The sequence below is a fragment of the Desulforamulus hydrothermalis Lam5 = DSM 18033 genome (assembly GCF_000315365.1).
GTDB classification, from domain to species: Bacteria; Bacillota; Desulfotomaculia; order Desulfotomaculales; family Desulfotomaculaceae; genus Desulfotomaculum; species Desulfotomaculum hydrothermale.
Genome location: NZ_CAOS01000013.1, coordinates 348448 through 365889 on the forward strand (window position 1 = coordinate 348448; position 17442 = coordinate 365889).

Consider the following 17442-nt stretch of genomic DNA (forward strand, 5'->3'; position numbering starts at 1 on the left):
CAGGGTGCTGTTTATCCTTCCACAGCATCCTGGTTTTTATTTTTCTATCATAAATACAAGGGGGATATGGTTATGAAGATGGTACCGGTCCAGGAGGCGGTGGGAATGGTTCTCTGCCACGATATTACCCAGATTATACCGGGTAAATTTAAGGGCAGGGCATTCAAGAAAGGGCACATTGTAAAGTTTGAAGATATTCCAAGACTGTTGGATCTGGGCAAGCAAAACTTGTACGTATGGGAAATAAATAAAGACCTATTGCATGAAGATGACGCAGCCCTGAGAATTGCCAGGGCAGCTGCCGGTCACGGCATAACCCTTACTGAACCTAAAGAGGGCAAGGTAAACCTGGTGGCCAAAGAAAAGGGGCTGCTTAAGGTAAATTCAGATGCTTTATACAGTATTAACGAACTGGAAGATGTAATGTTTGCAACTCTACATACCAACCAAATAGTTGAAAAGGATAAAGTATTAGCGGGTACCAGAATCATTCCTCTGGTTATTAAGGACGACAAAATTCGCAATATTGAAAATATATGTCGAATTAACTACCCGTTGATTGAGGTCAAACCCTTTAGATCTTTAAAAGTTGGTGTTGTCACCACCGGCAGTGAAGTGTATCATGGTCGAATTCAGGATGAATTTGGACCGGTAGTAACCAAAAAAATAGCGTCGTGGGGGAGTTATGTCTTCAGACAGATATTTGTGTCTGACAGCACAGAAATGATTGTAAATGCAATCAACCAGTTATTGCGAGAGGGGGCTGAGATGATAACAGCTACCGGAGGCATGTCTGTAGACCCCGACGATTTGACTCCCGCCGGAATCAGAGCTGCCGGTGGACGCATTGTTACCTACGGTGCACCCACTTTGCCCGGGGCTATGTTTATGGTGGCCTACATGGGAAAAGTACCGGTTCTGGGGTTGCCAGGTTGTGTAATGTACAGCCGCAGCAGTATTTTTGACCTGGTGGTCCCTCGCATTTTGGCAGGGGAAGAAATAACCCGCAGAGATATTGTTGCTCTGGGTCACGGTGGTCTCTGTGTTAACTGTAAGGAATGCAGATATCCGGACTGTGGTTTTGGCAAATAACTTGGAATTGAAATTTAAGGTGCTGTTTGACAGGCCTTAAAGATTTAATAAATAGAGAAGGAGTGTAAAAAATTGATTAAAAAGAAGCTTAACATCAACGGTGTTACTACTGTTGTAGTTGCCGATCCGGAAGCTATGCTGGCAGATGTCCTGCGTGGACAACTGCACCTGACCGGAACCAAGGTTGGCTGCGGCAAAGCCCAGTGCGGGGCCTGCTCGGTGATCTTGAACGGCAAGGTAATCATGTCCTGCGCCTACAAGATGAAACGCATTCCCGACGAATCCATTATTACCACCATTGAGGGTATCGGCACCCCCACCAACCTGCACGCCCTGCAACTGGCCTGGGTTAAATACGGCGCTGCCCAGTGCGGCTTCTGTTCCCCTGGCTTTATTGTATCCGCCAAGGGTCTCTTGGACCAAAACCCGAACCCGACCCGGGAAGAAGTACGCGACTGGTTTCAGAAGCACAGAAATGTCTGCCGCTGCACCGGTTACAAGCCCATCGTGGACGCTGTGATGGCGGCTGCCAAGCTGATGCGCGGTGAAATCACTGTAGAAGACCTGAGCTTCCGGATGCCGGCTGACGGCAAGATCTTGGGTACCGATTATCCACGTCCATCTGCTGTGGGCAAGGTCACAGGCACCATTGAATACGGCTCCGACTTCGGTCTCCGGATGCCGCCCGGCACCCTGCAGCTCAAACTGGTCCAGGCCCAGGTTTCTCATGCCAGGATTCTCTCCATCGATACCTCCGAAGCTGAAAAAATGCCCGGTGTTTACAAGGTTGTTACGCATAAGGATATTAAGGGTAAAAACCGCATTAACGGCTTGAACTTCCCAAACAACAAGGGGGACAGCTATGACCGTCCGATCCTGTGTGATGAAAAGGTCTTCCAGTTCGGCGACGCCATTGCCATTGTCTGCGCCGACACGGAAGCAAACGCCCAGGCTGCTGTAGAAAAAGTTAAAGTAGAACTGGAAATTCTGCCGCCTTACATGAGTGCTCCTGCTGCCATGGAACCCGATGCCATTGAGATTCACCCCGGTACCCCCAATGTTTATTATAAGCAGCTTATCGAAAAGGGTGAAGACACTGCGCCGCTGATGGAAAAAGCAGATGTTGTGGTGTCTATGGAAGACTTATACGTCGGCCGCCAGCCCCACCTGCCCGTCGAGCCGGATGTTGCCGCCGCTTACTATGACGAAAACGGCAACCTGCAAATTCTGTCGAAGAGTATCGGCCTGGACCTGCACGCCCTCATGATTGGCGAAGGCCTAGGCCTCGAGCCGGGCAAAAACCTGTTCCTGTCCCAGTTCCCCGGTGTGGGCGGTACCTTCGGCTACAAGTTCAGCCCCACCATTGAGGCACTGGTGGGTGCTGCTGCCATGGCTACCGGCAAGCCTTGCTTCCTGAACTTCAACTACTACCAGCAGATTACTTACACCGGCAAGCGGTCACCTTTCTTTATCGACCTGAAGTACGGCGCTACTAAGGACGGCAAGATCATTGCCATGGAAAGCAACTGGGCAGTGGACCATGGTCCTTACTCCGAGTTTGGCGACCTCCTGACTCTGCGTGGTGCCCAGTTCATTGGCGCCGGCTATGGCATTCCGAACATCCGCGGCGTAGGCTACACGGTTTGCACCAACCACTGCTGGGGTTCCGCCTTCCGGGCTTACGGTTCACCCCAGAGCTTCTTTGCCTCCGAGACTCTAATGGACGTCCTGGCTGAGAAATTGGGCATGGATCCGCTGGAACTGCGCTATATTAACGCTTACCGCCCCGGTGATACCAACCCCTCCGGTCATGAGCCTGAAGTATACTCTATAACCGAGTTGATCGACGCTATCCGTCCCAAGTATCAGGCTGCTCTGGAGAAGGCTAAAAAGCTATCTACGCCGGAGAAGAAGCGCGGCGTCGGCGTATCTGTCGGTGTCTACGGCTGCGGCCTGGACGGCGTAGACGGCGCTGAAGTGTGGGTAGAACTGCTGGCAGACGGCAGAGTTCAGATAAGTACCAACTGGCAAGACCACGGCCAGGGTGCAGACATGGGTCTGCTGGCCACCTCCCACGAAGCTTTACGTCCGATGGGCATTAAGCCTGAGCAAATTAAACTGGTTATGAACGACATGAATTTAGCCCCGGCCGGTGGCCCCGCTGGCGGCAGCCGCTCCCAGCTGGTTATCGGGAATGCCGCTATCAACGGTTGCGAACAACTGTTGAACGCACTGAAGAAGGCCGACGGCACTTACATGACCTATGACGAGGCAGTGGCCAACGGTATCCCGTTAAAATATATAGGTCAGTGGAGCACAGCTGCCGATAACTGCACTGCCTGCGATGAAAAAGGTCAGGGCAAACCCTTTGCCACTTACATGTACGGCGTCTTCCTGGCTGAAGTGGAGGTGGACACCAAGACCGGCAAAACTCAGGTTGTGGGTATGACTTTGGCCGCCGACGTAGGCGAAGTTGTTAACCAAACCGTCCTCGACGGTCAAATTTACGGTGGCTTAGCCCAGGGCATCGGCTTGGCGCTGAGCGAAGATTTCGAAGACCTGAAGAAGCATACGAGCATGGCTGCTTGCGGCATTCCGTACGTCAAGGACATTCCGGACAACATGGAGATCATCTACGTAAACAAGTCTCGTAAGATTGGACCGCACGGCGCTTCCGGCGTGGGCGAACTGCCGCTGACTTCTCCCCATGCTGCCATCTGCAACGCTATTTACAACGCCTGTGGTGTACGTATCACCCAGCTCCCGGCCCTGCCGGAGAAGATCCTGGCCGGTCTCCGGGGTAAAGAAATCCCTGTAGTTAAACGACCGATTAAAAACCCTGCTTTCTAAACAAAGAAGCATTTTGGATTGAAATATTAATTAAGTAAAGGTCTCTGCCTAAAACGAACTAAACAGTCTCACGCTTTTAGTTCGTTTTAGGTTTCAGTCGTCGATCGACAGGCAACCGTCGTCAGGTTTGCAAGTTTTTCTTTTAGGGTCTTTTTATTCGTTGAAACCAGAGTTTTACATTACCCCTGACAACTGAAGACCGACGACTGAATAAGTAAGGTGGGATAACATGGATCATAAACGAATATTTGAATTTGAAGAAAAATGTATTCAGGAGCACCCACCGGCTTGCACCGCTGCCTGTCCCGTTCACGTAGATGTGAAAGGTTTCATACGGGAAATTAAGGCCGGGCGCTTTGATGAGGCATTAAATATATATAGTAAGTCAGTTCCCTTTCCTGGTATCATCGGTCGCATCTGTGACCATCCCTGCCAGGCTGCTTGCAAGCGTAAGGAAGTGGGTGACGCCATTGCTATCGCGGCCTTGGAGAAGGCCTGTGTTCAGCTGGTGCAAGCCAGCCCACCTAAAGTAACGGCTCCATCCGGTAAGAAACAGAGGGTGGCGGTAATAGGTGGTGGTCTTAGCAGTTTAACAGTTGCCTTTGACCTTGCTAAGAAGGGGTATCGGGTTACCCTGTTTGAGGCCGGAAGTAGATTGGGGGGAAGCATATGGGAGATTCCAGAGGTGGACTTACCGCCACAAGTTATAGACAATGATCTGGCGGTATTAAATAATCTTGGCGTAATAATTCATTTCAATACCAGAGTGGGAAAAGACATTTCCTTTATCTCTGTTTGTGACGACTATCAAGCCATCTACCTGGGAACAGGAAATGCTGTTTGGGAATTTAATCTGCCGTTAGATGAGCAAGGCAACTTAATAATTGACCCGGTGACCTTTGCCGCGGGGCGGCAGGGTATCTTTGCCGGTGGTACATTGAGAAGCGGGGGCACCTATTCGCCTATTACTTCTCTTTCAGATGGCAGGCGGGCGGCTATTTCAATAGACCGCTATTTGCAGGGAGTTTCACTAACTGCTGCCCGTGAGAATGAAGGGCCTTACCTGACCCGTCTTTTCAGCAGCACCAAGGGTGTAAAGCCCCTACCGGCAGTACCGATGGGAAACGGCAGGAGTTTTTACAGCAAACATGAAGCTATGCAGGAGGCTGCCAGATGCCTCCAGTGCCAGTGCTTAGAGTGTGTTAAGGTCTGCCAATACATGATTCATTTTAAGGGGTACCCAAAAAAATTTATACGGCAAATAAACCACAACCTTAAAATGATCAAGGGTAGGCATGAGGCTAACATCTTGATTAACTCATGCAGCCTGTGCGGACTCTGCCAGCAGGTTTGTCCGGAAGGTCTCAACCTGGGAGAACTTTGCCAGGAGGCCCGTGCCGAGATGGTAAAAAAAGGAAAGATGCCGCCATCGGCCCATGATTTTCCCATTAGAGATATGGAATTCAGCAATGGGGAACAATGTGTGTTAAGCCGCCATCAGCCGGGTCATACTTCCAGCAGCTATCTTTTCTTTCCGGGCTGCCAGTTAAGCGCATCCGCTCCTGAGCATGTAGAAAGATCCTATGCTTATTTAACCGAACGGCTTACGGGAGGGGTTGGCCTGATGTTGCGGTGCTGCGGCGCACCCGCAGCATGGTCAGGACGCACAGAGTTGTTTTTAGCAGAATTGCAAAAAATTAAGGACCAGTGGCGGGAAATGGGCAGACCGCGTCTGATTCTGGCCTGTTCCACCTGCTACCAAATGTTTAAGAAGCACCTGCCGGATGTTGAAATTATCAGCCTATGGGAACTGTACGACCAATATGGGCTGCCCAAGGTCAACAGCGCTCATAGACCGGCCCTGGTTGCTGTGCACGATGCTTGCACCACCAGGCATGAAAGGCACGTTCAGGAAACTGTGCGAAAAATCCTGCACCAAATTGGATGCCGGATTGAAGAACTGCCTACCAGCTGCGACAAGACGGCATGCTGCGGATTTGGCGGTTTGCTGCAGTTTGCCAACCGCGGGCTGGCAGATGAGGTGATGAGGCGGCGCATAAACGAAAGCTCTGCTGACTATGTTGCTTACTGTGCCATCTGCCGGGACAATTTTGCTGCCAAAGGTAAAAAAACCTATCACCTGCTGGATTTGATTTACGGTGAAGCAGATGCTGCTGCCCCTGCCAAACGCGGGCCGGGTTACTCACAGCGGCGTGAAAACAGGGTCAGGTTGAAAAATAAAATGCTTAAAGAGGTTTGGGGAGAAAGGGTAGCAGCAGAAAAAATGTCCTTTGAAGCAATAAACTTGATTATCCCCGCCGCAGTGAACGAAGTCATGGAGGAACGCCTGATCCTGGTGGAAGATGTCCAGAAAGTGATAGAGTATGCCGAGAGAACAGGTAACAAACTGTTGATCCGTAATAACGGCCATGTTTTGGCCTGTCACAGGCCGGTAGCCATTACCTACTGGGTAGAGTACACACCGCAGGAGGACGGTTTTACTATCCACAATGCCTACTCGCACCGGATGGAAGTAAAGGGTAATCATTAAGGTGCGGTTCGGTGAAAAAATAACTTAATCAAAGAGGTGTGAGGCGAGATTTTGGCTGAGCAAAAGGAATTAAACCGGGTTAAACTAATCATTTCTGAAGATACCCGGCATCTTATGGAAAAAAGGCATATTTTGGACGAGGATATCCAAAGAGTTATTAATTATGCCGAAGCAACCGGCAGTAAATTATTGATTCGCCATACCGGTCACTACCTGGCTTACCATAGACCGGTAAGCGTAACTTACTGGGTAGAGTACCTGCCTCGGGATGATGGGTTTATGGTATATAACACCTACTCTCATCGAATGGAAATTAATGAGGAAGTGAAAGAATGAGCCAAGCAAAGGGCCAATCGGATGGAAAGGTTATAGAATGTATGAAATGCGGTATTGTTTTGGAGCCGGGAAAAGTTGAAGTTGCGTATTTGAATAACAAATTTTCTGTTGAATTGCTTAAATGCCCTAAATGCGGCATGGTTTACATCCCGGAAGAACTGGCCACCGGTAAAATGCTGGAAGTGGAAAAAGCCATGGAAGATAAGTAATTTACGAAGTAATGCCGGGGGGATTTAAAAAATGTCTACCGAGAAAATATGCCGCATTTATGAAGGCCATGCTGTAAGACAAGTCACCGGCGATAGCATCAGGCCAGGCGGGTTAAGTTTGACTGACCGTGCCATAAATATATGTGCCTTGCCGCCCGGGTCCAAAATCCTGGACGTTGGTTGCGGAACAGGTGCAACAGTTGAACATTTAATAGATAAATATAAATTAAATGCAGTTGGTGTGGATCCATCGGCTGTTCTTTTAGAAAAGGGGCGCCAAAGAAGAAGTGATTTACCCATATTTCAGGCTGTGGGCGAATGCCTGCCCTTTGCCCAGGGTGACATGGACTGTATTTTTGCCGAGTGCTCACTTTCATTAATGATTAATGTTGATCTGGCCCTGTCAGAATTCCACCGTGTTTTAAAAAATAACGGGCTGCTGGTTATTTCAGATATTTATGCCCGTAATCCAGAAGGGGTTTGCCGGTTGCGAAGTTTACCGGTAGAAAGTTGCCTGAAGGGGGCTATGTCCAAGGAGGGATTAATCAAGAGAATTGATAGTGCAGGGTTTAAAATTAAATTATGGGAAGATCACAGCGACCTGCTGAAAGAACTAACTTTTCAATTAATCATGGCCCATGGTTCCCTGGAAAATTTCTGGCAAAGCACTTCCCCAGGGGAGCTTGACGTTATAAAAATTAAACAGATCATCGCCAAGTCCGGACCGGGTTATTTTTTGCTTATCGCTGCCAAACAAGAAAGGGATTGAAAGGAGAAAAACATGTCTCAAGAAATGTTCCGCATGTTTGAATTGGCCCAGCAGGGGTTTGCTTGCAGCCAAATTTTATTAATTATGGGACTGGAAGCCCAGGGAAAAAGCAATACGGAACTGGTAAGGGCTATGACAGGGTTAGCCGGAGGCATGGGCTTTAGCGGTGATACTTGTGGTGCTTTAACCGGCGGGGCCTGTTTGATGGGTCTTTTTGCCGGCAAAGGTTCTCCCGAAGAACAAGCCCACGATGAATTTGACTTAATGGTTTCAGAACTGGTTGACTGGTTTAAACAACGGATGGGAGAAGAATTCGGCGGGATTACCTGTGGCGCTATTCTGGGAGACGATCTGCCATATAAAGCAGTTTCTGTCGGGTGTGGCAATATAGTCAGTGCCACCTACGATAAAGCAAAAGAGATAATGTTAAAATACGGAATTGTTCCTGCCGAGGCAAAAGCATGAGTGAACAAGACCTAACGTTAAACAGTACGGAAAGTGTTTGTCCCCATTGTCTTACCAGGATACCGGCCCGTAAGGTGCTGCGGGGGGAAAATGTTTTTCTGATTAAAAGCTGTCCGGAACATGGTACCACTGAAACTGTTCTTTGGAGGGGATTGCCGGATTACCGGACATGGGCCAGGCCCAAAATACCGTCGCAGCCCACAAGGTGTTTTACAGAGGTGGCGCAGGGGTGTCCCTTTGACTGCGGCCTTTGCCCTGATCACAGGCAGCACAGTTGCACGGTTTTGTTGGAAATTACTCAAAGATGTAATTTGGGCTGTGCCTTTTGCTTTGCCGATGCCGGAGCCAGCCCGTCGGCAGACCCCGGCCTGGAGGTTATTAAAGGCTATTTTGAAACGTTATTGCTGGCCGGCGGTCCCTTTAACATTCAATTGTCCGGCGGCGAACCCACTCTGCGGGACGATTTGCCGGAGATTATAAGGCTTGGCAGGTCGCTTGGTTTTAACTTTATTCAGCTTAATACCAACGGGTTGCGGCTGGCCGAAGAGCCATCTTTTGTTAAAAAGTGCAGAGATGCCGGCTTATCCTCGATCTTCCTCCAGTTTGACGGTACTTCTGATGAGATATACCGTGTTTTAAGGGGTAGGCCCATATTAAAACAAAAGATATTGGCCATTGAAAATTGTGCCAAATACAATATAGGGGTAGTACTGGTGCCTACCCTGGTGCCGGGGGTTAATATACACAATATCGGAGCCATTATTGACTTGGCCCTTAGTTATTTGCCAGCCGTCAGGGGAGTTCATTTTCAGCCGGTCAGTTATTTCGGTCGTTACCCCAAGCCGCCGGCTGATAACCACCGCATTACCATACCTGAGGTGATTAGGGAGATTGCCCTGCAAAGTTACGGCAAAATAAAAGCCGACAGTTTTAAACCTCCCGGTTGTGAAAACGCATTATGTTCCTTCCACGGAAACTTTGTGCTGATGCCCGGTGGCGAACTGCGTTCCTGGACCAAGCACGAAGGCTGCTGCGGTACTGCGGAAAAGGCCGAAGCGGGAGCGGCTAAAGCCAGAAACTTTGTGGCGAAATACTGGTCTGCCCCGGAAATAAAAAGTATTTCAGTTAGCACAGGCGGTGGGGCTTTTTCCCTTTGGGATGCCTTTATAGAAAGAGCTCGCACCCACTCCTTCAGTATTTCCGGTATGGCCTTTCAGGATGTCTGGAATCTGGATTTAGACAGGCTCAAGGACTGCTGCATTCATGTTATGTCCCCCGCAGGCAAATTGGTTCCTTTTTGTGCTTATAATTTAACCGACAGCGAAGGTCGACCATTGTATCGGCAAAGGAGATCAAAAAATGGAAATGACTCCGCTAAACAACTGGATTGCCCGTAAAATTGGTGTTAACGTCAGTGGGCTGACCAGAGAAAATATAGAAAAATACCAGCTCCAAAAACTCCGTGCAATCTTGGAACTGGTTAAAAATAAAAGTGTCTTTTATCGGAAAGCCCTGGCTGATTTTAAGACTGAAAGCCTCACTTGCCTTGCCGGCTTGAAATATATTTCATACACTACAGCAGAAGAAATAAGAAATAACCCGCTACATTTTCTTTGTGTTTCTCAGGATCAAATCTGCAGGGTTGTTACCCTGCAGAGTTCCGGCACCACGGGGGAACCAAAAAGGCTATACTTTACCAAAGAAGACCAGGAATTAACCATTGATTTTTTCCATATCGGGATGTCCACCCTGGTAGTGCCCGGCGATAGGGTGCTGATCCTGCTGCCAGGCAAGCTGCCAGGCAGTGTCGGGGATTTACTGGCGAAGGGGTTAAGCAGATTAGGGGTAAAGGGTATTCACCACGGCCTGGTCACCGACCCGGGCCGCACACTGCAAATTATGCTTGAACAAGAGGTCAACGCCCTGGTGGGAATTCCCACCCAGGTGCTTTCCCTGGCAAGATACAGGGATGAGGACGGAAATAACATACCCCTCAAGTTAAAGAGTGTGCTCTTGAGCACAGATTATGTTCCACAGGCGATCACCCGGGAACTGCAGCAAAGCTGGGACTGCCGGGTCTATAGCCATTACGGCATGACCGAGATGGGGTTTGGGGGCGCAGTAGAGTGTCAAGCCTTGGCCGGATATCACCTCAGGGAAGCAGACCTGTACTTTGAAATTATTAACCCTGTAACCGGTCTGCCGGTGCCGGAGGGCGAAGAGGGCGAGGTCGTATTCACTACCCTTACCAGGCAGGGAATGCCCCTTATCCGTTACCGCACCGGTGATCGGGCAAGGTTTATCCCGGAACCCTGTCCCTGTGGAACAATACTAAAGAGAATGGCACCGGTGACAGGTCGTCTCAATAACGTCTGCCAAGTGGCAGGCGGGTTGTTAACGATGAGTGATCTGGATGAAGCCCTTTTCCCGGTGGCCGGGCTATTGAATTTTCAAGCCAGCCTATCCTGCCCGGAGGGTATCGACAGGCTTACAGTCGGCGTCTGGTTAAATGGTGAAGCAAATATGACGGCAATCAGGAAGGCACTGGATACCATTCCATTGATTCATTCAGCTACAAAGCAGGGGAACCTGGAAGTAAATATAACAATACTGCCCGGGGGTGTCCCAGCCTCCGGTGCAAAACGGATTATTACGGACCTGAGGGAACGGGGGGAAATAAATGAAAAAATTGTATCAGGCCATGTTGCAGCTTCTTAATAAGGGAGAGAGCTTTGTTCAGGCTACAGTTCTTACTCAATCAGGCTCAGCGCCACGAACCGCCGGTGCCAAAATGATTATCCTGGCAGATAAATCCACCATGGGAACCATTGGTGGCGGTTTGGTAGAGGCCCGTGTGCAGGAATTAGCCGCTGAAGTTTTCGAGACCAAAGAAGCAGTAACCAGGGAATATCATCTTACGGGCAGCGAAGCAGGACAGATGGACATGATTTGCGGGGGGATGTTGGAAGTGCTGGTAGAATATATGGATGCTTCCAACAAGCAATTATTTAATATCTATCAAGATATTGTGACTGCTATTGAAAAACGGAAGAGAGTTGTCATGGTAACTCCCCTGGTTAACCGCATAAACGAGGATTCTCAGTCATTCTTAGTTAAGGAGGACGGTTCAGTTACCGGAACCTTTTTCGGCCCGGCAGAGTGGATGGAACAGTTCAAAAGCCAGGCCAGGAGCAGGTACCCAAAGGTAATAACCATTGACGGACAGCGTTTCCTGGTGGAACCGGTCAGCACTTCTGGGACAGTTTATATTTTTGGTGCAGGGCATGTATCACAAAGACTGGCATTACTGACATCCTTGGTAGACTTCAGAACAATTGTACTGGATGACCGGAAAGAGTTTGCCAACCGTGATCGTTTCCCTACGGCAGATGAGGTAATAGTGTTGGAAAACTTTGAGCAGGCCTTTAAAAATTTAGATATAGATAAGGATAATTACCTGGTTATTGTAACCAGGGGACATGCCCACGATAAAAATGTACTTGCCCAGGCTCTCAGGACCAAGGCCTGTTATATCGGTATGATTGGCAGTAAGAGAAAACGGGATACAATTTACCGCACCCTCAGGGAGGAAGGACATAAAGATGATGACCTAAAAAAGGTATACTCACCCATTGGCTTAGAGATTGCTGCAGAAACACCGGAGGAAATTGCCGTCAGCATTGTGGCGGAATTAATTAGGGTGCGGGCGGAGCAAAACAAATGAACCGGAGTAACAAGGAAAAGATAGCAGCTTTAATCCTGGCAGCCGGTTTTTCATCTCGCATGGGTACATTCAAACCATTGTTGCAACTGGGAAATATTACTATTATTGAGCGGGTGGTAACAACCTTCCGCTGCGCCGGCATAACGGATATTAAAGTGGTTATCGGTCACCGGGCAAGCGAAATGAGAAAGGTATTATATACCTTACCGGTGGACGCCATTGAGAACAGGGATTACGCCAGGGGCATGTTCTCCTCTGTGAAGGCAGGGGTAAAAGCAATAAAACCTGGGGCTGATGCGTTCTTTTTATTACCAACGGATATTCCCCTAATCCAGCCTCGAACCTTAGATCAAATAGTTCAAGCCTTTCAAAGTCACAGGGCCGGGGTGATATACCCGTGTTTTGACGGCGAGCGTGGTCACCCGCCGCTGATTTCCACTTTCTATATCGAGAAAATCCTCTCCTGGTCCGGGGAGGGTGGACTGCGCTCATTAATGCGAGGATGGGAAACTGAGTCAATGGACCTGGAGGTTAACGACCAGTGGATATTAATGGATATGGATACACCGGAAGATTATCACCGGATACAGGATATGTACGGCAAGACAATATACCAACGGAACAGGAATGCCTGTCCCTTCTGAAACATGCTGAAGTTCCCGCAGCGGTGGTCCGCCATTGTCGGGCGGTGGCAGAGGTTGCTGTAAAGATAGCCCGGGCTTTAGATCAAGCCGGTTACGGCTTAAATATTCAATTAATACAGGCGGCGGCACTGCTGCACGACATTGCCAGGGATAAAGCAAACCATGCCCGAGCAGGGGCGGCATACCTGCGGGAAAAAGGTTATCCACAAGTGGCCGGTATAGTGGAAACTCATATGGATATGCCAGATCCTGTTATGGACAATGTCACTGAAGCGGCTGTTGTCTTCCTGGCAGACAAGCTGGTTCAAGAAGATAGACCGGTTTCTTTGGAGCAAAGATTTCAACATATCCGGAATAAGTATATAACCAACCCTGACATTGCTCCCTGTATTGAAAAAAGGCTTTACCGGGCTCGGGCAATAAAAAGTGAAGTAGAAAAAATGATCAGTTTCCCATTAGAAAGAATAATTTTTTAGTTAGTAATTAGGTGTTCAGATGGAAAAAAGATATATTTTTTTAGTAAGGCATGGTGCTCTTAACGCCAGGGAAGGCAAAAGATTTATCGGTCAGATTGATTTGCCCATGAGCCAAGAGGGAATTAACCAGGCAAAACGTTTGAGTCAGGTACTTAGCTGCGTGCCACTGAGTCACATATTTTGCAGTGATCTGCAGCGAGCTCGTCATACGGCTGAAATTATAGCTGAAAAGCATAATATATTGCCCACTGTCTGCCAGGAGTTAAGAGAAATTTATCTGGGAGAATGGGAAGGGAAATCCTTCGAGGAAATTTGCCGCAAGTTTCCCGGGGATTTTATACAAAGGGGTAAAGATATAGCTAACTTTTGCCCGCCCGGCGGAGAAAGTTTTAGCCAGTGCAGCCGGAGGGTGTTGCCCAAACTGGATGAAATCATGCAGACAACCACAGGTAATATCCTAATTGCCGGTCATGCAGGGGTGAACCGCTTAATTCTCTGCCACATACTTGGCATCCCTCTGGCAAACCTTTTTCGCATTAGCCAGGATTATGGCTGCCTGAACCTGATCAGCTACAGAAATGAAAAGTATATTGTTAAGGTAATCAACAAGGTTTACCAAATAATTTCCGCCTGAGTCAGGGCAAGGATTTTTTGACTGACTTGCAAACCATGCCTGTTATTTGTTTAAGCCGCCGTTTTTTTCCAAAACAAAAAACTTCGGCTACAATAGATTTAGAAGAAAACTTTGTCCAAGCTCTTGTATAAGAACTAAGTGGAAAAAGAGAGGAGAGATTTTATAATGAAAAAACTTTTAGCTTTTACCTTAATCATTGCACTTACTTTGTCAGTATGTACAGGTTGTACAGGTACCAAAGAACAGGCTGCTCCCACACAACCTGAAGCAAAACCGGTTTACTTGACAATTTCGGCAGCCGCCAGCCTTAAAGATGCTGCAGAAGAATTAAAAGGGCTCTACGCAAAAAAACATCCTTATGTAAATATTACATACAACTTTGGCGCTTCCGGTACACTGCAAAAGCAGATTGAGGAAGGCGCACCCGCAGACCTCTTTATCTCAGCTGGTAAAAAGCAAATGGACGCACTGGCAGAAAAGGATCTGATTGTTAAAGAATCTCGGAAAGATTTATTAGGGAACGAACTTGTGCTGATTACCCAAAAGGACAGTAAAATTACCGGTTTTGAGGACCTATTGAAACCCAAAGTGGAAAAAGTTAGTATAGGTACCCCGGAATCTGTTCCTGCCGGGCAGTATGCCAAGGATGCCTTAACCTCAATGAAGTTATGGAATAAATTACAGCCAAAACTTGTGCTGGCTAAAGATGTACGTCAGGTACTTACCTATGTGGAAACCGGCAACGTTGCAGCCGGGTTGGTATACAACTCTGACGCTGTAACGAGTAAAGATGTTAAGGTTGTAGCTACTGCACCGTCCGATTCCCATAAACCAATCCTTTATCCTATGGCGGTAGTAAAGAATACCAAACAGCAAAAAGCAGCAAAAGAATTTGCTGCATTCCTGTCAGGGGAAGAGGCAGCCAGAGTTTTTGAAAAATACGGTTTTAAAGCTATCAAAAAGTAATGAGGTTTGAGATATGTTGTCACTGGCAGACTGGTCACCGGTATTTATTTCGCTTCGAACGGCAGTAATTTCTGTAATTGCAGTTATCATTTTGGGGTTACCGTTAGCCAGACTAATGTCCCGCAGGGAATTCCCAGGCAAGGACCTGCTGGAATCTGCTATTACCTTGCCAATGGTGTTGCCACCTTCAGTGATTGGTTATGGCTTATTGATGCTTATTGGAAAAAACGGTCTGTTGGGGCAGATCCTGGCCAACCTGGGAATTACCATTATTTTTACCTGGTGGGCAGCAGCACTGGCATCAACCGTGGTAGCCTTTCCCCTCATGTACCAGAGTGCCAAGGCAGCCTTTAAAAGTGTGGATGAAAACTATGAAAAAGCGGCCAGGACCCTGGGAGCCGGTGAGGTAAGGATATTCCTTACTGTCACTCTTCCACTGGCCTGGCCCGGTATTTTAGCCGGAGTGGTTTTATCCTTTGCCCGGGCTTTAGGTGAATTTGGCGCCACCCTAATGGTAGCAGGTAATATCCCTGGGCAGACTTCCACTATACCGGTAGCTATTTTCTTTGCTGTAGATGCCGGAGATAATGCCGCCGCCCAAACCTTGGTGGCTATTGTAACCGTTTTCAGTTTCCTGGTCATTTTCTGGGTTAACCGCTGGGCCAAGCGACGGAACTATTAGCAGGTGATAACTATGTTAGAAGCTTTCATACAAAAGAAACTATGGCACTTCACTTTGGATTTTCAAGTACAAATTAATAATGAAATATTAGTGCTGTGGGGACCATCCGGTGCAGGGAAAACAACCATACTGCATTGCCTGGCAGGTTTGGTCAAACCATCCTCCGGTCTTATTAGGCTAAACAAGCAAGTGCTATACTCATCCGAAGATAAAATACATCTGTCACCCCAGGACCGCAACGTAGGTTACCTGTTTCAAGATTATGCCCTTTTTCCCCATATGACTGTAAGGCAAAATGTAATGTACGGCTTAAGGTCCAAGAAAACTTTTCAATCGAATATAAATCCTGTGGAAATCTTAAATTCATTTGGTGTAGGACATTTAACAGATCGTTACCCACGCCAGCTTTCCGGTGGTGAAAAGCAAAGGGTAGCCCTGGCCAGGGCATTGGCAGTTCAACCTAAGCTGCTTTTGCTGGACGAACCCTTCAGCGCCCTGGATAAGAGCACCAAAGAATCTCTTCGGCAAGAGGTAAAAAAACTTCACCGCCAGTGGCAGATCCCTTTTATTTTGGTTACCCACGATGAAGCGGACACGCATTACCTGGGAGACCGTATTATATCGTTGAACAAAGGGCAACCTTGCCAGGTGGTAGGCAAAGCCAATTAATCCCAATTGCAATTAATCTGAGAGAAGGAGATCGGTTTTGCCCTTGTTAAACGACAGCCGTTACGATTTATGAAGTAACCATGTTATTTCTCAGATTAATCTGCGTAGGTAGAATACTTTGGAGCTGCTTAGAGAAAGTTTTGTCTATTTTCTCTAAAAATTTTTTTATAATGAAGGAATAACTAAATATTTATAGAATAATATCCTAGCAAAGTTTATTTTTACCTCCGAGCCCTGGATCCTGTGACATCAGGTTATGGTTCCAAGGCCGACAGGGTTTGCCTGGAAACGGGTAAGCCTCCCGTGCGGAAAGGATGGTAGTTGTATTTGCTATGCCACAAACCGCACGCCTGTGTGGTTTTTTTAATTTAACACCGTTCTCCGAGCCATAATACCTAAAGAATTATGCTATGGTAATATGGCCGTTAGGGTTAACCGGGAAACCGGTTAGCCTCCCCTGTTGGAAAGGAGAACATTACCCACCTGTGTTATTGCGGGGGTTGGTTAGTGTTGCTTCAAGGGGCACTGGCCAACCCCCCCTGGTTTTTTCTTAAAGAGAGGTGTTATGACATTGTGTCACCGCCGGGATATAATTGACCCAGGTTCGCCGGAAAGAAAATGACCCACCCTTAGCGAATATATCCCCTTCGTAATTAACGGCCAAGTTAATCTTCGGAGGGAGACACATGCTAAGGAGTGGGATAGTGATATCGTTACATACCATGAGGGCAGAAGGCAAGAGTATTCGTGAAATTGCCCGTCTAACGGGGCATTCTCGAAATACAGTTCGCCGATATCTCCGGGGTGAATTCTCCCCCGAAAAGGGAACCCGTAAATCTCGTGGTTCCAAGCTTGATCCGTATAAACCGTTCCTGCAGGAACGTCTTCAAGAAGGTATCTATAACTGCGAGGTTTTATTCGATCTTCTACGAGAAAAGGGGTATACCGGGGGACGTACCATCTTGAAAGACTATGTGAAGGACTTCCGTCCTCCCAAACAAGTTCCCGCTGTTCTTCGTTACGAGACGAAACCTGGTGAATATGCACAGGTCGACTGGGGACTGTGTGATTACGTAGATTTGGACGGTACAGTCCGAAAAGTGCCGGTATTTGTCATGGTATTGGGGTACTCTCGTTCCACCTATATAGAGTTCACTAAGCGTTGTGACATTCACAGCTTTCTTCGTTGCTTGATTCATGCTTTTGAATATTTTGGGGGCATCCCAAAGGTAATGCTGACCGACCAGATGAAAACCGTCGTACTGGGCATGGGAGATGATCCCCCCCCCCCTGACTAGTCAGGCCGTGGGCCATCNNCTNTCCCNCTCCTTAGCATGTGTCTCCCTCCGAAGATTAACTTGGCCGTTTATTACGA

Annotated in this window: 16 protein-coding genes, 1 pseudogene and 2 riboswitches; all 17 genes and pseudogenes read left to right on the forward strand. The window is 47.9% G+C overall.

The features are described 5' to 3' along the window. Window positions 1–72 precede the first annotated feature (72 nt). A complete protein-coding gene (locus DESHY_RS11875) occupies window positions 73–1092 on the forward strand; it encodes a molybdopterin-binding protein (RefSeq protein ID WP_008413076.1) in 1020 nt (339 codons plus the stop codon). A gap of 72 nt (window positions 1093–1164) precedes the next feature. Continuing rightward, window positions 1165–3942: a molybdopterin-dependent aldehyde oxidoreductase gene (locus DESHY_RS11880; protein WP_008413078.1), complete on the forward strand. Its 2778-nt coding sequence runs from the start codon at window positions 1165–1167 to the stop codon at window positions 3940–3942. A 229-nt stretch (window positions 3943–4171) separates the two neighbouring features. After that, window positions 4172–6493: a pyridine nucleotide-disulfide oxidoreductase/dicluster-binding protein gene (locus DESHY_RS11885; RefSeq protein WP_008413081.1), complete on the forward strand. Its 2322-nt coding sequence runs from the start codon at window positions 4172–4174 to the stop codon at window positions 6491–6493. Between the two features lie 51 nt (window positions 6494–6544). Next, entirely contained in the window at window positions 6545–6829 is a 285-nt protein-coding gene (locus DESHY_RS11890; protein ID WP_008413082.1) for a hypothetical protein, read from the forward strand. After that, window positions 6826–7038: a DVU_1557 family redox protein gene (locus tag DESHY_RS11895; RefSeq protein WP_008413084.1), complete on the forward strand. Its 213-nt coding sequence runs from the start codon at window positions 6826–6828 to the stop codon at window positions 7036–7038. The genes DESHY_RS11890 and DESHY_RS11895 overlap by 4 nt, the downstream gene beginning before the upstream one ends. Window positions 7039–7069: 31 nt before the next feature. After that, window positions 7070–7807, forward strand: a complete 738-nt coding sequence (gene trsM / locus DESHY_RS11900; protein ID WP_008413086.1) for a DVU_1556 family methyltransferase — start codon at window positions 7070–7072, stop codon at window positions 7805–7807. Between the two features lie 12 nt (window positions 7808–7819). Next, the gene (locus tag DESHY_RS11905; protein ID WP_008413088.1) at window positions 7820–8272 is read left to right on the forward strand and encodes a DVU_1555 family C-GCAxxG-C-C protein; all 453 of its coding nucleotides are present in this window, start codon (window positions 7820–7822) and stop codon (window positions 8270–8272) included. After that, window positions 8269–9669, forward strand: a complete 1401-nt coding sequence (gene trsS / locus DESHY_RS11910) for a radical SAM (seleno)protein TrsS (protein ID WP_008413090.1) — start codon at window positions 8269–8271, stop codon at window positions 9667–9669. The genes DESHY_RS11905 and trsS overlap by 4 nt, the downstream gene beginning before the upstream one ends. Further along, entirely contained in the window at window positions 9632–10990 is a 1359-nt protein-coding gene (locus DESHY_RS11915) for a DVU_1553 family AMP-dependent CoA ligase (protein WP_008413092.1), read from the forward strand. The genes trsS and DESHY_RS11915 overlap by 38 nt, the downstream gene beginning before the upstream one ends. Next, complete coding sequence (locus tag DESHY_RS11920) at window positions 10953–11996, forward strand: XdhC family aldehyde oxidoreductase maturation factor (RefSeq protein ID WP_008413094.1); 1044 nt, start codon at window positions 10953–10955, stop codon at window positions 11994–11996. The genes DESHY_RS11915 and DESHY_RS11920 overlap by 38 nt, the downstream gene beginning before the upstream one ends. Continuing rightward, window positions 11993–12640 (forward strand): nucleotidyltransferase family protein, encoded by a 648-nt coding sequence (locus DESHY_RS13770; protein WP_008413096.1) that lies wholly within the window; start codon window positions 11993–11995, stop codon window positions 12638–12640. Before DESHY_RS11920 ends, DESHY_RS13770 begins: the two co-directional genes overlap by 4 nt. 23 nt (window positions 12641–12663) lie before the next feature. After that, a complete protein-coding gene (locus DESHY_RS13775) occupies window positions 12664–13116 on the forward strand; it encodes an HD domain-containing protein (protein WP_008413098.1) in 453 nt (150 codons plus the stop codon). A gap of 19 nt (window positions 13117–13135) precedes the next feature. Continuing rightward, entirely contained in the window at window positions 13136–13750 is a 615-nt protein-coding gene (gene cobC, locus DESHY_RS11930) for an alpha-ribazole phosphatase (protein ID WP_008413100.1), read from the forward strand. Window positions 13751–13915: 165 nt separating this feature from the next. Beyond that, window positions 13916–14716, forward strand: a complete 801-nt coding sequence (gene modA, locus DESHY_RS11935; RefSeq protein ID WP_008413101.1) for a molybdate ABC transporter substrate-binding protein — start codon at window positions 13916–13918, stop codon at window positions 14714–14716. A 13-nt stretch (window positions 14717–14729) separates the two neighbouring features. Next, entirely contained in the window at window positions 14730–15398 is a 669-nt protein-coding gene (modB, locus tag DESHY_RS11940) for a molybdate ABC transporter permease subunit (RefSeq protein ID WP_008413102.1), read from the forward strand. A gap of 12 nt (window positions 15399–15410) precedes the next feature. Beyond that, window positions 15411–16067 (forward strand): ATP-binding cassette domain-containing protein, encoded by a 657-nt coding sequence (locus DESHY_RS11945; RefSeq protein ID WP_008413104.1) that lies wholly within the window; start codon window positions 15411–15413, stop codon window positions 16065–16067. Window positions 16068–16280: 213 nt separating this feature from the next. Further along, a riboswitch (molybdenum cofactor riboswitch) is annotated at window positions 16281–16399 on the forward strand. 35 nt (window positions 16400–16434) lie between these two features. Beyond that, window positions 16435–16554, forward strand: a riboswitch (molybdenum cofactor riboswitch). A 199-nt stretch (window positions 16555–16753) separates the two neighbouring features. Beyond that, window positions 16754–17356: pseudogene (istA, locus tag DESHY_RS11950) on the forward strand (IS21 family transposase); the annotation flags it as partial. Window positions 17357–17442 lie beyond the last annotated feature (86 nt).